The sequence below is a fragment of the Acinetobacter sp. KS-LM10 genome, assembly GCF_036896575.1.
Classification (GTDB): domain Bacteria; phylum Pseudomonadota; class Gammaproteobacteria; order Pseudomonadales; family Moraxellaceae; genus Acinetobacter; species Acinetobacter avistercoris.
In genome coordinates this window covers 983,542-998,710 of sequence record NZ_CP145906.1, presented here as the reverse complement: position 1 = coordinate 998,710, position 15,169 = coordinate 983,542, and the positions used below count along the sequence as shown (strand labels likewise).

Genomic DNA, 15,169 nt, shown 5'->3' with positions numbered 1-15,169 from the left:
TCTTGCTCAAATTTAAAACCTGCTTTCGAGCAGGTTTTTTTGTGCAGCATGAATGTTGAATTTCAAGGCCCATCATCGTTGCATGAATAAAACAATACGTTTCTGTTGTGAGCTTTATCGCAAACTCGAAGCATCTTAAACTTGCCTCATTGAATGATAAAAAATTGGAGTACTGAAATGAATACTTTTTTACACCGCAGTGAAGATCGGGGTCATGTAGAAGCAGGTTGGTTAAACACCCGTCATAGTTTTTCATTTGGAAGCTGGTATAACCCTAAACTAATGGGGTTTGGTCCTTTACGAGTGATTAATGATGACCATATCGCCGCTCATAATGGTTTTGGTACACATGGCCATGACAATATGGAGATCTTAACCTGTGTGCTTTCAGGTGCAATTTCACATAAAGACAGTATGGGCAATGCGGGAGACATTAAAGCGGGTGAATGGCAGTTGATGAGTGCTGGCACAGGTGTACGTCATAGTGAAATCAATCAATATGATCAAGATGTGCATTTATTACAAATTTGGATTATTCCAAATGAGCAAAATGCCCTTCCTACGTATCAGCAGATCCAACTTGATCCACATGATGCTCCAAACCAATGGCATGTCATTGCGGGACCAAATTCCAATGCGCAGATGCATTTACGCCAAGATGCAGAAGTAAAAACAGCCGTCATTCATGAAGGTCTTGAGCTTCCAATTGAATTAACCAAAAAATTCAATTATGTGCATGTGATTGAAGGTGAAATTGAAATTGCAGGTCAAATTGTAAAACCGGGCGATGCTTATATGTTTGATGAGTCATCAAAACTTAAAGCCCTCAGCCAAGCACAAGTGATTTGGTTTGATTTACCTGCTTAGTCTGATCAAATCGGTTCTATTTAAAGAAGCTAGATATAAAAAAACCCTGATCAATGATCAGGGTTTTTGCATTTGCACTATAATTGGTCAATGCATATTTATATACTTCATCTTAGGATTTAACCGTAGTTTTTAATTATTTAAATTACTTAGATTCTTAAATGAAGTGCAACAGAGATTAAATTATTGGAAAGAAGCAAGATGAGATAGCATTTTGCTTCCGACCGACCAAAGTCAAAGTTGCATCATGAACTATACTCATCTTACTCAAGAAGAACGATATCAGATTTATACCCTGTTACGTGAAGGTTTTTCCAAACGCTATATCGCTTGGCGTTTAAATCGTTCACCAGCAACGATCTCTAGAGAAATCACCCGAAATAAAGCTAGAAATGGTTACTTCGCTAAACATGCACATAAAGTCGCTTTAAAACGTCATCGCTCCAATCCTAAAAGAATCCCATCTCATATTTGGGCGCTTGTCATTTCTTACCTAAACCTACAATGGAGCCCTGAACAAATTGCTTCTCACGTAGCAGTCAGTCTGCATTCTATTTACAGGTTTATAAAACAGAATAAAAGAAATGGTGGCGTGCTTTTCCACAACCTACGTTTCAGAAATCAAAGAAAGAGAAAATATGGTTCTCCTGAAACCCGCGGTCAGCTCACTCATCGTAAAAGCATTCATGAAAGACCGCATGAGGTTGAACAACGGACTCGCTTTGGTGACTTGGAGATAGATACGATCGTAGGTAAAAATCATCAACAATCTTTAGTTTCAATTGTAGATCGAAGAACAGGCTATCTTTGGCTAACAAAGTGCAATACACGTAAGGCTGAAGACATAAGCAGAGCGACCATCAATCTACTCACCCCCATCAAAGACCAATTGAAAACAATAACTGCAGACAATGGCAAAGAGTTCAGTTTGCATGAGCATATTGCTCAAGAACTTGATTTGGATTGGTATTTCGCAGATCCCTACAGTGCTTGGCAACGAGGTACAAATGAAAACACCAATGGATTAATCAGACAATACATAAGGAAAGGTAGTGATTTAAATCATTACACGGATGAGTATATTTCAGAAATCACTCAACGTTTGAATCAACGTCCAAGAAAAAGACTCGGCTTTAAAAGTCCGAGTCAGGTATTATGCCAACAACATGGTGTTGCACTTCAAACGATAATCTAAGGTATTAAATAAATTAGGTTCTATAACTTCTGCTAAATTTCAAAAATAACCAAAAAAATCATTATTTCAAGTAATATAAAAAAATTCATAAATCAAACCACTTATACTTAAAATTCATATTTATCAATAATTAAAAAATAAAATCCCAACCCCCATTTTAAAAATAAGATAGATATTTATTATCTAAAATTTATTTAAAAATTTTATATCATACCGAACATTTATTTTTTAAAAATAATTTTACATTATTATTTACTTCATTATGCTCTATTATTTCATCAACATCATTACACTTTATATAAAACTCAACGCCCACTCTAATATGTTTATGTCCATCATCTCTATTTAAAATCAACCAAATATATGGTATTTCTATATATTTAGTTTTAATACCTAATAATTTTAATGATCGACCTCTTGGATTTCTAACAATTACCCAAATAGGATTTTCATAATCTGAAATAACATTTTGTATTTCAACCCAATCTTTTTTCACATCAATTTCCTTATTAAATTCATATATAAATTTTACAAATGCAAACATCATTAATATTGTTATTAATATTAAAAACTTCTTCATTTCATAACACCTTTGAGTAAGTTAATATCCTGATCAAAATCGAAAATGTATTTTGGTACAGCTGCATCTTTTTTAAGTTATTCTGTCTTATTATCAGGTTGTTTTTTTTAAAAATTTAGTATTTACAATTGGACTCAAAAAGAATACATTCGGTAAGCCAGATATACTTGTATAAACTTTAAGTCCAGCGCTTTATAGTGCCAAACATGTAGAAGTCACACAATTGTTAAAAACTAAAGAGTAAATAGCATCTTCAATACTCGTGATTTATTCTATTATTCTATTTTCCTGATTTTCTTAATTTTTAATACATTAACACTTACATTCCTTCATCAGAATTGATCCTTTAAATATTTAGAGGCATCATTACCAAAAACTTCAGTTGTAACAATACTATAATATCTTTATTTGAAAAATTGATTACTAAATATCCAAATACATTCCTTGATCCTTTTTCATAATGACTATACATAAATATTGTATCCAATCCTTTAGCATCTATTAAATTTTTTAGATTATTAATAGCAAAACTATAAAGAATTGCTCCCGCCTTAAATCCAATCGGATCTGCCTCAATATATCTGCCTATTAATGGTTAAAAATATTTAGGGGCTGTAGTAAATTAGCTTTACGTTAGTCTACGAAAGTGAAGATAATTTATTGTAAATTAATTAAAAAATATAGATAAATTTGCTGAAGTATTTTGTACTTGAAATGACTGCTCATTCAGCTGATGATTTAATTGAATTCTGCCCAATAGTGCAGCTCTGTTTTATGGCAAAATATGTGAGGTAATCACCTTCAAATTAGAGCTCGAAGCACACTAAGTATTTGAGGGTGCCGTTGAATTAATCGAAAGTTGTTTTAGTGATGTACGCAAGGGTAATCGTGATGTGTTGGCAAGGTCGCTGTATTTGGTATTATCGAAAGCACTGGAAAGGTCTATATCAAAGTTATTCTAAAAGCCATTAGTTCTATCTTAATCTCTATTATTACTTTAAAAGTAGCACATGATAGTGTGGTCCATACAGATTATTCTCGAAGTTATAATACATTAGATATTGCGGGTTTATTCCATAAGAAATTAATCATTTAAAGCAGTTTAGTATAGACAAAAATCACATAAATGCTTTCGAAGAATTATTGAATCAAGCAAAACGAGTTTTAAGAAAGCACAATGACCTTGATCTAAAAACATTTTCCTTATTTATAAAGTAATGTGAGTTTAGATTTAACAATGGTTCGCTCGAAGAGCAGCTAAAAACACTAATAATCTGGATAGAAATTTAACCTAATCTACTACAACCACTTAAAATTTGACTGTATGAGAAAAAATTGGTTGTGCAATAGATTTTAAGGGCTCATTCATTTTTTAATTATATTTTAAGATAATCTCTTCTGAAGAGATACGTACAAAGCAGCCCTACATATCTATTTTATTACAATTGTTTTAATACCTTTAAAGAGTGTAGAATTCTAATTAAAATACGAATCAAGAAGTTATGGAATACTTCTTGCTTATACCTATAAGTTTAAATTTTTTTTGTTGGACTTAAATTTTTTTGATTATGCATTGAGACTTTTACTCGAGTTGAATAATCTATAAATTGTACTCAATAAAATAGACAAAATTAGAAATTTTTAAATCACACGCAATACGCCTTCTACCAGATAGAGCAGGACGCCATCTAACGTAAGGACCGGGAATGAAAAGTGTTACTTATTATCAAACCATTTTTGACAAAGCTGGTGATGCGATTTTTGTTCATGACATTGATAGTATCGATTTCATGGATGCCAATGAAGCAGCTGAGGCTTTGACGGGTTATAGCAAATTAGAATTAAAACAGATGAGCGTGGAAAAAATCAGTGCGCATAGTCATGGTTTTGATTTTCAACATGCCTTAAGAAAGGTTCATCAAGCTGCTAGTTATGAAGCCATCACATTTGAGTGGCTCATACAGACTCAAGAATTGCTTCATATCCCTGTTGAGGTGTGTCTGAAAATAGTGGAGATCGAGCAGCAACCAAAAATGCTAGCACTCGTCCGCAACATCAGTGAAATCAAGAAATACCAGTATCAGCTTCAATCTAAAGATCAATATTTTAAAATGTTGTTAGAAAACTCAGGAGATGGCATTGCGATTTTAGATACTCAAGGAAAATTGCTCTATGCCAGCCCTTCCCTTCAACGTATTTTGGGCTATCGTGACCGTTTTGTCCTCAATAAAAATGTTTTAAGCGTGATTCATCCCGATGATCGAATGGATGTAAGACAACTACTGTTTAAAAAGCCAGCAGATGATGGTGTAGGAACGATCCATTATAAAATCCTGCACCACAATGGTAAGTGGTGCCATCATGAAGCAACTTTCAGAAATCTACTTGACCATCCTGATATTCAAGGCATTTTAGTTAATTACCGAGATATTACTGAACGTATCGAAGCTGAAAATACAGCGCGGACTCGAGAAAAACAACTGGGCCATATGTCACGCTGTAAAACCATGGGTGAACTTTCGACTGCATTGGCACATGAGTTGAATCAACCTTTGGCAGCATTAAATAATTATGTCGGCGGAAGTATTATTCGTATCAAAAACGGTTTGGCGAATACCAAGGAAACCATTGATGCGCTGAATGCTGCGTTAAATCAAACCCATCGAGTAAATGGTATTATTCACAGTATGCGTAGCTTCTTGAGAAAAGGTGAAGCAAACTTTAAAATCCACTCATTGAACCGTCTGATTCAGGATTTAAATCCGCTCATTAAACTCAAAGCAGATCAAGGCGGATGCACCATTCATTATGAATTCGGTGTATCTCCAATAATTATTTCTGCTGATGAGACATTATTCAGTCAAGTTATTATCAATCTGGTCTTTAATGCTGTCGATGCATTACAAAAAAATCCGAAAGGTCAGCGCGATATTTTTATCCGTACTTGGCAGCACCATCAACACGCAAGAATTGCGATCGCTGATAATGGTCCAGGACTACAAGGACAAAATCCTGAACAGTTATTTGAATCATTTTATTCAAGTAAAACAGACAGTATGGGCATAGGATTAACCTTGTCTCGCAGCATCATCGAAAACCATCAAGGTTATTTATGGGTTTGTGAAGGCGAATCAGGCGCCATCTTCAATATTTCTTTGGCAGCACAGGAGCGTGCAAAATGTATATGACTAATCCGCATGTCGCAGAACCAATCGTATATGTCATTGATGACGACCAAGACATTTGTAATTCTTTAACCTGGCTTTTGGAGTCTGTTCAACTCGAGGCCAAAACATTCAACAGCGCAACGGAGTTTTTAAGCTACCAGCGTCCCCATACGCCTGCCTGTTTGATTCTTGATATGCGGATGCGAGGGATGAGCGGCTTACAATTACAGCAACAACTGAATCAGCAAAAGATCAGTATACCGATTATCTTTATGACCGGTCATGGCGATATTCCGATGTCCGTCAATGCCATGAAGGCGGGCGCGTTCGATTTTTTGGAAAAGCCGTTTAACCCGCAGCATATGCTCAATCAAATCCAATCCTGTTTACAACAGGCTGAAATTGATTTTATAGCCACTGAAAACCGTGAACTACAAAAATCTAAATTGAAATCCCTGTCTCCACGTGAGAATGAAATCATTAATTTGTTGGTAGATGGCTTGTCGAGTAAACATATTGCTCAAATACTGAATATTAGCCATAAAACTGTCGAGATTCATCGCATGCATATTCGACAAAAACTTGGTACCGAGTCAATTGCGCAAATCGTTAATATGGTCTTGATGTGTCGAGATAAAACTTTGCAAGTGATGGTTTAAAACCATCACTTGCCAGCTAAATACAGGATAAAATTTAGAAAAAACGATCGAAGTGAACTTGCTGCTGCGGAATTCCTGCTTGATGTGCCATCTGTTCAATAGATTTCACCATCGGTGGTGGACCCGCACAGTAAATTTCGTGTCCAAGCAGTTGAGCACCGATAACATCATGAATCACGTCATGAATAAAACCGGAACGAATTCCCTCAATAAACTCGGATGAAGTTGCAGGGATATAGTTCAGGCGTGCACCAAGCTCAGTCCACTCACGCATTTGTGCTTCTGTCAGCAAATCGCGTTGTTCACGTCCACCATGGAAGAACCAGACTTTTTGATGCTGTAAATGTGGATTGACTGCGACACCACGCGCAATCGCCAGCATAGGCGCCAGACCTGATCCTCCTGCAACGCAAATAATCGGACGTGGCTGCTCTTGTAAATATGCTAAGCCATAAGGACCATCAATTTGAATCACTGCATTTTGACGTTCCTGTTCATCAAACAGAATGTTGGTCATCTTGCCATCAGGCACACGTCGAATCTGAAAGACCCACAGCCCTTCGTCATTGGGCAAATTGGACATTGAATAGGCGCGCAGCAATTCCTGATTGACCCAAATCAAAGCGTATTGACCCGGAATAAACTGCGCAGGCGTATCTGCCTGTAAATGGACTTCCAGAATATCATGGGTAATTGGCGCTACATGCTTCAAAGTTACTGCTTGCTGTTTTGGCAAGATTTTCGGTATACATTGCTCATCTAAGCGAACTTTGATCACACAGTCAGATTTTGGGCGGCATTGGCATGCCAATACACGACCCTTACGTTTATCACGATCTGATAAGCTCGGTGCATCTACCCACAGGTTTTCAATCTCACCAGAAAGTACTTCTATTTTACAGGTGCCACAGCCGCCTGCATTGCATTCATAAGGTAAGCCTAAACCTTCACGCAATCCGCCACGGAGTAACACGTCATCGGATGCGCAGTTAAATTGCCCTTGTCCTTCAATTTGAATTTTATACATAGGGCGTTACTCCACCAAATAGACCTGACCATTGCGCACAATGGACTGGTAGGTTTTCAGTGGAATACTGCATGGTGCACCACACGGCTCGCCGGTTTTAATATCGAATGCACCAGCATGGAATGGACATTCCACTTCACAGCCATCAATTTCACCATCGGCTAAAGAAGCATCCCCATGGGTACACGTATCATCAGTGACGTAAAATCCTCCATCTTCTAGGTGAAAAACAGCCAGTGGCGGATAACCCTCAATCATGACCTGTAAACCTTCGCCTTGTTCAACATCCGAGGTGAGGCATAGCAGCTTTTCGGCTATATTGGTCATTTGAATATTCATGCGCTTAACTCCTCAATCGGTGAATCTGTCGCTTCAGGTCCCAGGGTGTGATAACCGCCATCGGCATGAATCGTACTGCCGGTGAGTAATTTGGCTTTTGGACTACATAACAGACTTAAGGCTTGTGCGACCTCGGAAGCATCCGCAATACGACCAACCACATGGAAACGACCTGCAATACGATCCGTCTTTGGACGATCACCACCTGAAATCATTTGCATTGGAACAGACCATGTCCAACCGAGTGACAAGGCATGCACGCGTATATGATCTACTGCTAGGTCCAAAGCCATACTTTTAGTCAATTGCTCCAAAGTGGCTTTAGATGCTGGATAAACCCAACGCTCTTTTTGCGCGATACGGGCACTAACACTGCTGATATTGATGACTGCACCATCTGAACTTGCTTTGAGCAATGGACGGCAGGCTTGTACCAGTGCTGCATGACCAAACACCGTGACATTAAAAGTTTTTTGCCAATCGGTGCGTGTCGACTGTGAACCATGATCCTCGTATAGACATGCCAAATTAACTAAGATATCGATTTGTTTCAGTGTACTGACCAAAGCTTGAATACTGTCATCACTCGCTAAATCAAGATATTGATATGTTGCTTTAGTAGCGGTCGCGACTTGTTGCCCCAATATTTCATTAATATCGGCAATTATGACTTGTGCACCCAAAGTAGTCAGTTCAGAAACCACTGCCTGACCAATATGGGTTGCGCCGCCAGTGACCAAGATTACTTTATTGTTTAGATCAGTCATGAAACCTCCTGATACTGTGGCCATTCGTTGAACTGTCCTTTACAGAACAGTAATGGTCGCTTATTGCTGTGACGACACTGCTCAATCTTACCAAGGAAAATTTGATGATCTCCCGCTTCAATCTGCTTTTCATTTTTGCAAACAAATTGCACTACACAGCCTTCGAGCAAAGGTGCTTGAGTGTATTCAATATTCCAAACACCATGCTGAAATTTATCTGCAATTGGCTTGGCGAAGTTCAAGCCAATGTCCTGCTGATCTGCACCTAAAATATTGATCGCAAAATATTCAGCAGTTTCAAATATTTCACGACTAGGTGAGTGATTGACTAAACTCCACAGCACGAGTGCTGGATCTAAAGAAACTGAACTAAACGAGTTAATCGTGAGTCCTACAGGTTGTTGATGTTCATCAAGGCAAGTGACAATTGCGACTCCTGTGGCAAAGCCCCCAAAAGCCTGCCGAAGCGATTTCGCTTCCGCAAGATCAACATCCTGCCATAACACTTCAGGCAGCTGCATCTTGGAACTCCTTCCGTGAAAGATATTCTTTTGCGCCTTCAGCGCCATCGACCGCTGGCCAGAACCCCCGCGGATGATTGAAATGCCCCATGAAATCATCGGCAATAGCTTGATTTTGTGACGCAGCACCTAAAACTTGTAATAAACTTTCACCAGGTGGATTAAGTAGCAGATTCGTAAATTCAGTTGTATAGAGACCTGAATATTCCCAGAACTCGTCGAAAACTTGGGTCATCCATTCAGCAGTAAACTCTTCATCACCATGCGCAAGAATTGCTTGTAAATAATGTTCAACCATTCGTGTTGCATTATTTGCACCCTGACCTGCGATAGGATCATTCACCATGACTGTATCGCCGATTCCCCAAATGACTGCGCCACTTTCGAGCTGTGCAACTGGATAACGGACTTCTGGACGAAATGCGCCTTTCAGCCATGCATTTGGATCACTGAGTTCAAGGTTGTCGACCATACGGAAACTTTGATCAGGCGTCAGTTTGGCAACCGCCTCTTTCATGCGCTGCAACATTTCTTCGCCATTGGTGACATCATCAAACATATCCATCGGACCATGCGGTACACATTCAAACAAGAAGCTACGACAAGCGCCATGGGTATGACTGTAAAAAGGCATACTGAAGTATTCGCCTGCACCCGCCACGAAGTTAAAGTGGAGGGTTTGCGAAGGCTGACCTTGCCAGCTGTCTGGACCGCAAAGATCATCCCCGACAACAAGTGCTGCAGCCAATTTACGTGGTGGAGTTTGATGAACTGAACGAAATTCATTGCGTTTAAACAGGCTGGTGATATTGCCCTTACCTGCCGCCAAGATGGTTAAGTCATTTTTTGCAGAGATGATTTCTAAATCTTCAGGGCTGACATTTTGAATCACCAAATTGCCACCACGACGTGGATATTCTTCTAACCAACGGTGATATTTGGTCCGCTGATCCATCGCGACACCTTTATTTTCATGTAAAAAACCAGTTAAGGGTAATGCAACGCTGCCATCTGGCGCACGGAAGTCCACATGAATCGCTTGACCATGATGAGCTTTGCCCTCCCAGAAGTTCAGGCCTAATTTACGCTCTACCTCTAAAGTATTGGCGAAAAACATAGTGGTACTGACCATACGTCCATGTAAAAGTTCATCTGCAGGACGGTCTACATATAAAGTCACATCATATTTGTTTTCGAGTAATGAAAATGCCAGTAATAAGCCCGCTTGCCCACCACCAATAATTGCGATTTTTCTCATTTTATAAATTCCTGTTTAATGCTGTTATTACTGCAGACCTTGTATTTACACCGTTGGAAATGGTTGGTTAAATGTTAGGTTGAGTTCAACACGCTCAAACTTCCAAATCTCGTCTTCTTCTCGGCGAATGATGGAATGATAAAAACCACCTAAACAACTCATTGATGCTGGCTGATTTTTTTCAGCTGTCGCTTGTGCGTAGTGACACACTTCCCAAAGCATCCAACTAGAGGTTGCATTGAATTCATCAATGATCTGTATATCAGGCATTGCCATAATGTGCAGACTCCATAAAATCTGTTCTTCAGCAATGCTCGACAAGGCATCTAGAATATTTTGACGACCCTGATATTCACCAAAACCACTGGCAGTCCAAACTGCGTCGTCATGAAACAAATGTTGTAATATTTGAGGATTATTGCGTTGATCAGCCGCTGTGGCGTACTGCCCAATAAGACTCCGAATCGCTTCACAGCTTTCTAGATAATGCAACCGAGCTTCCAGATTATGTTGGCTCATATTCAAGTCCTTTTAAACGTTTACCACATCACCTGTTTCATAGATAAAGCGCTTTTCTTCGAAGGCATACGGCACACCCACTGATCCTTTGTACAGTTCTATATGTGGTGCAACTTCTGCGAAACTTAGGCTCAGCCAATACAACTTGTGCAATTCTTCGGGCAAAGTACCCAATTCATATTCATCGAGTGCAGCCAATAATTTGCGCATCTCAGGTAGAATTGCATCGTAGAAAGCTTGTAGTTCAACTGAAGTCGATTGCAATCTTTGCTGGTGGCGTCGTTTTGAAGTACCTAAAGCCCATTTAGCGACAAAACCTTCAAGAACAGCAAAATCAGCAGGTAGTTGTGAAATAAGTTGTGTCATGCGAATTCTCCTTATGCGCGGTTGAGATATTGTTCAAGAACATGGTAGCCATGATGAATCAGGATTTCTTCATCTTGTAGATGCATCACTTTTTTCGCTTTAGATTCAAGTGCTTGTTGGGTATCTTCCATCGTTGCAGTGTCTTCAAGCCATGCATTGCGTTGTAAAACTTGTGCAAACTCTTGTGCCCAACGTTCAGAATATTTTTTTGCTTTCGGCAGGTAGTAACGACCTTCCCAACGGGTTTGATTGTGACTCACTGGCCAGAATTGATGGGTAAACCACACGCCTTCAGTTACATGAACCAAAATATTCGGGAAGATCACAGACAACTCGAATGAAAAATCATCACGATCATTGGGATTCACTGAACTCGGGAGTTGCGTACGTTCATAATGATTGACCAGTGATGCTCCGGTAATTTCTCCGGAAAGTGCCGCCGCAGGTTTAGGATTTGCATTTTTGGTTAAACACACTGCACAAGTACGGTGATCACCAAACAATTGAACTTCCTGTAAACCTGAAGCAAATACATTCGGGAATGATCCTGCATGAATGGTTGCGACGTGATAAGCCTCAGCAAAGGCATCATGTGCTACTTTCCAGTTACAGTTGAGTAGCGTGTTATAAGCAAAGCATTCTTCCATTTCATGGAATGGATAACCACCCAAATGTGTGCCCATACCGCCCAAGAATTCTTCAACGTTTTGCGTACCTTCATTGTCTAAATTAATGAAGATAAAACCTTCCCAAACTTCAGTACGTACCGGTGCTAAACCGTTATGACCTTTGTCGAAACACGACGTGAACTTCTCTTCTTCAGGCACATTGACTAAATCACCTTTAGCATCGTAAACCCAGCCATGGAAACGACAAGTTACGACTGCTGCCTTATTTGAACCGAAAGTTTCATTGTCAGTTTCAACCACGACTTTGTTGCCACGGTGTGAACAAATATTGTGAAAACCACGAATTTGTCCATCTTTGCCGTGCATTAAAATCACAGATGTTTTTGCAAAATCAATACGCTTAACTTTATAGTCGCCTTTCTTTGGAATTTCTTCGACACGACCCACTTTGAGCCATACTTTAGAAAAGACCTTATCAATTTCTTCTTGATAAATTTCTGGAGAAATACAAGGTTCAGTTGGGATTGGCTCAATGCCAAGTTCAGGGTATAAATCGCCCCAACGTAATTTAGCTTCACTGTTCATTTGAGATTCCTTTTCATTTAAGAGTTTAAAGATGCCGTGGCAACACCACGGCGACATCCATTACAGTTGATAGTGTTCGCGTACTAAGTCAGCGATACCGAGTTTTTCAAGAATTGGCATTGGGCAAAGGAAAGTTGCGCGTACCATGCCTGGCAGACGGCTAATTTCAATTGAACCTGTAATGGTGCAGCGATTCATGACTTCATCCACACTTAAACCTGTGATTTTCGCAGCACGGTTTAAGGCATTGTCAGTGGCATCATTCAAGTTTTTACCTGTACCCATAAAGGTAATTGGACCACTTTCTTCAATGTCTATTTGGCCCCAACGCTCACCGAGTGCTTTGACTTTGGCTTTTTCATCTTTATTAAATGGACGTGCCATTGGTGGTAAATCATCAAGCGCTTGAAGCAAAATTGGACCATCAATAGTTAAGCCTTTAATGACTTCAACCTGAAGCTCAGTTTCACCTGATACATCTGTTGCATGACCTGCAATTTCGCCATTGCCTTGCTGTGCATGCATATCGCCCATGTACACACCTGCACCTGGCACTTTGACTGGACAAATTAAGATACATCCAGGACGAATCGAGTTGGTGTCCATATGTCCGTCGGTTTTTGCTGCAAGCAATTCTTCTTCGGTCATACCAAATTTGTGTGGTGCATTAATCAGATACTGTCCAAAATCATGACAGTTGTGTGAATCTGGCAAGTCACGTGATGGGGTGGTACCAATATTGCCGAGGAATGGGCGCATATGCGCTGCAACCCCTGGCATATCTGCACGTGCAAGTGACAAAATTGAGTGTTGTGCTGCATGTTCAGGCAGTGCTGATAATTCATTGGCATTACCCGCCAATTTGTCAGCAATTTTTTGATTCACCGTTAAACTGACTTTATTCTCTTCATCTAAAACAATGACATAACCATGTGAAAACTCAAATGCGCTGACTTCTGCATCACAGTTTTTGCAACGAATGGCATCTTCGCCTATGCCTTCGACATAACTGGCAGGTTGTTCTGTACCGCATGCGCTGCAATATTTCGCCACAAATGGATCACCATGATAACGACCTTCGACAAAGCTCATGACGCCAGAAGATGTTGCTTTAGAGGTGACATGCATTGCTTTAATTTTTAGTGCAACGGCATCACCTACTTCAGCCCCTTCAATAAATACTGGTAATGTAACTTCATGACCACCTTGAAATGCTGGAGTAATCATTGGACCCCAACAACCTGGCGGAGTACCTGTTTTCAGTGTTCCACCATTTTTAAGTGGACCCAGCATACGCTGGCTTGGCCCGACAATACCGCCTGAGTATTCATTAACAATAAGATAATCAACTGCATTTTTTCGACCAGCGGTATAATCTTTATTTTCAATTTTCATAATTTCTCCCCCTACTGCAATATGTTGGTCTTAAAATGGAATAGTGATATCGAGTGCAAACTTTTGACCCTCGGGTCGATTTTCAACTTCAAATTCTTTTTGGTATTTGGCAGCAACCGATATGCCTTGAGCAAATTGGTAGCGCACCTGTGGTCCAATACTTGCAGCTTTGGCTTTAAAGTCACCGAGAATTGCACCCTCTCCCGAATCGCCTTCCAATTGTCGATAAACGTATCCACCAAGACCGACTGCAAGTGGTCCCATGTGCTTTGCGATGATGTAATCTACATGTAAGGCATTGCCTGATTCGTATTGGGTATCTTTATTTTCAAAGTTAATGTCGTACATCCATTTAGTGGTGACTTCGATACCTTGCTTGTTGAGATACGTGGCTGCGACAATAGGTTGAATGGTGTAGTAGTTACGACCAATATTGGCAAGTTTATTTTTGTTGTAAGAACCGACTGGAATATAAAAATCTACCCCGGTAGAGACATGCCAGTCTCCTTGATGCCAACCCAATAGAAATGGGTCGATAATGATATCCCCTAAAGCCATTTTTTCATCCTGCCCTCCACCTAAAGTGATATCGGCATTTGCATAGATCAGAAAGGCATGCATGCCCCATGTTGCGCCAAGAAAGGTCTTATCACTGACATAAATACCGCGTGCAACAGTTGCGAAGGTATCGAGTTTGAAGTCATCAAATACAGGATGATTATTCTTAAATTTATCTGCTGAATAGAACTGGTTATAATTCACCAAATAGGTACCTGGAGGTGGCATTGCGCCCCCTAGAAAGCTATCCGTACCATCAGGATATGCACTCCCCCCATTTTCAGCTGCAATTAGAAGTGGCGTACAGCCCAAAAGACTTGTGGCTAATGCTATTGATTTTAGATGTTTAGCTATCATTTACAGCAATTCCTTAGAACGTTAAGTCTCCCTTAATAGAAGCTTCAACTCCCACTAAGTACATGACTTAATCTAGTCTGAGAATATGCCTGTGAAATATAAGGATGAATCAGTGTTCTGATTAGGCAGAAGTTAAGTACTCATACTTAAACTTTCTTAATACGATAATAAGAAGTACTGGTATCAGCATATAAAAATGCCTATTGATATAGGTAGATATACCTATTAAGTTATTGAGTTATTAAGTTATTGAGTTATTAAGTTATTGAGTTATTGAGTTATTGAGTTATTGAGTTATTGAGTTATTGAGTTATTGAGTTATTGAGTTATTGAGTTATTGAGTTATTAAGTTATTGAGTTATTGAGTTATTGAGTTATTG

General features: G+C 39.5%; 15 protein-coding genes and 1 pseudogene. 5 read left to right on the top strand and 11 right to left on the bottom strand.

What is annotated here, in order from left to right; genetic code table 11:
* The first annotated feature begins 177 nt into the window (after window positions 1-177).
* On the top strand, window positions 178-867 hold the full coding sequence (locus V5M36_RS04455; RefSeq protein WP_338562429.1) for a pirin family protein: 690 nt from the start codon (window positions 178-180) through the stop codon (window positions 865-867).
* A 247-nt stretch (window positions 868-1,114) separates the two neighbouring features.
* On the top strand, window positions 1,115-2,062 hold the full coding sequence (locus tag V5M36_RS04450) for an IS30 family transposase (RefSeq protein WP_338562427.1): 948 nt from the start codon (window positions 1,115-1,117) through the stop codon (window positions 2,060-2,062).
* Window positions 2,063-2,270: 208 nt separating this feature from the next.
* On the opposite strand, the gene V5M36_RS04445 is transcribed toward V5M36_RS04450, so the two are convergent.
* Window positions 2,271-2,642 carry a hypothetical protein gene (locus V5M36_RS04445; protein WP_338562425.1) on the bottom strand — a complete coding sequence of 124 codons (372 nt, stop codon included), beginning with the start codon at window positions 2,640-2,642 and terminating at the stop codon, window positions 2,271-2,273.
* 646 nt (window positions 2,643-3,288) lie between these two features.
* Between V5M36_RS04445 and V5M36_RS04440 the strand changes: the two are divergent.
* The 3 genes and pseudogenes from V5M36_RS04440 to V5M36_RS04430 all read left to right on the top strand — a co-directional run bounded on the left by V5M36_RS04440 (window position 3,289) and on the right by V5M36_RS04430 (window position 6,468).
* Window positions 3,289-3,932: pseudogene (locus tag V5M36_RS04440) on the top strand (transposase).
* Window positions 3,933-4,348: 416 nt separating this feature from the next.
* Window positions 4,349-5,830, top strand: coding sequence for a PAS domain S-box protein (locus tag V5M36_RS04435; protein WP_338562423.1), 1,482 nt, complete (start codon window positions 4,349-4,351; stop codon window positions 5,828-5,830).
* Window positions 5,821-6,468, top strand: coding sequence for a response regulator transcription factor (locus V5M36_RS04430; protein ID WP_338562421.1), 648 nt, complete (start codon window positions 5,821-5,823; stop codon window positions 6,466-6,468). The genes V5M36_RS04435 and V5M36_RS04430 overlap by 10 nt, the downstream gene beginning before the upstream one ends.
* 34 nt (window positions 6,469-6,502) lie before the next feature.
* On the opposite strand, the gene V5M36_RS04425 is transcribed toward V5M36_RS04430, so the two are convergent.
* From V5M36_RS04425 to V5M36_RS04380, 10 genes are read right to left on the bottom strand one after another with little or no spacing between them, the layout of a single operon-like run.
* The gene (locus tag V5M36_RS04425) at window positions 6,503-7,495 is read right to left on the bottom strand and encodes a 2Fe-2S iron-sulfur cluster binding domain-containing protein (protein ID WP_338562419.1); all 993 of its coding nucleotides are present in this window, start codon (window positions 7,493-7,495) and stop codon (window positions 6,503-6,505) included.
* Window positions 7,496-7,501: 6 nt separating this feature from the next.
* Window positions 7,502-7,834 (bottom strand): non-heme iron oxygenase ferredoxin subunit, encoded by a 333-nt coding sequence (locus V5M36_RS04420; protein ID WP_338562417.1) that lies wholly within the window; start codon window positions 7,832-7,834, stop codon window positions 7,502-7,504.
* A complete protein-coding gene (locus V5M36_RS04415) occupies window positions 7,831-8,601 on the bottom strand; it encodes an SDR family oxidoreductase (protein ID WP_338562414.1) in 771 nt (256 codons plus the stop codon). The genes V5M36_RS04420 and V5M36_RS04415 overlap by 4 nt, the downstream gene beginning before the upstream one ends.
* Window positions 8,598-9,122, bottom strand: coding sequence for a flavin reductase family protein (locus V5M36_RS04410; protein ID WP_338562412.1), 525 nt, complete (start codon window positions 9,120-9,122; stop codon window positions 8,598-8,600). The genes V5M36_RS04415 and V5M36_RS04410 overlap by 4 nt, the downstream gene beginning before the upstream one ends.
* Window positions 9,109-10,380: a styrene monooxygenase/indole monooxygenase family protein gene (locus V5M36_RS04405; RefSeq protein WP_338562410.1), complete on the bottom strand. Its 1,272-nt coding sequence runs from the start codon at window positions 10,378-10,380 to the stop codon at window positions 9,109-9,111. The genes V5M36_RS04410 and V5M36_RS04405 overlap by 14 nt, the downstream gene beginning before the upstream one ends.
* 45 nt (window positions 10,381-10,425) lie before the next feature.
* Entirely contained in the window at window positions 10,426-10,899 is a 474-nt protein-coding gene (locus tag V5M36_RS04400) for a nuclear transport factor 2 family protein (protein WP_338562408.1), read from the bottom strand.
* Window positions 10,900-10,911: 12 nt separating this feature from the next.
* Window positions 10,912-11,265, bottom strand: coding sequence for a hypothetical protein (locus tag V5M36_RS04395; RefSeq protein WP_338562406.1), 354 nt, complete (start codon window positions 11,263-11,265; stop codon window positions 10,912-10,914).
* A gap of 11 nt (window positions 11,266-11,276) precedes the next feature.
* Window positions 11,277-12,479, bottom strand: coding sequence for an aromatic ring-hydroxylating oxygenase subunit alpha (locus V5M36_RS04390; protein WP_338562404.1), 1,203 nt, complete (start codon window positions 12,477-12,479; stop codon window positions 11,277-11,279).
* A 60-nt stretch (window positions 12,480-12,539) separates the two neighbouring features.
* Window positions 12,540-13,874 carry an acetamidase/formamidase family protein gene (locus V5M36_RS04385; RefSeq protein WP_338562402.1) on the bottom strand — a complete coding sequence of 445 codons (1,335 nt, stop codon included), beginning with the start codon at window positions 13,872-13,874 and terminating at the stop codon, window positions 12,540-12,542.
* 30 nt (window positions 13,875-13,904) lie between these two features.
* Window positions 13,905-14,789 carry a SphA family protein gene (locus V5M36_RS04380; RefSeq protein WP_338562399.1) on the bottom strand — a complete coding sequence of 295 codons (885 nt, stop codon included), beginning with the start codon at window positions 14,787-14,789 and terminating at the stop codon, window positions 13,905-13,907.
* Window positions 14,790-15,169: the final 380 nt, after the last annotated feature.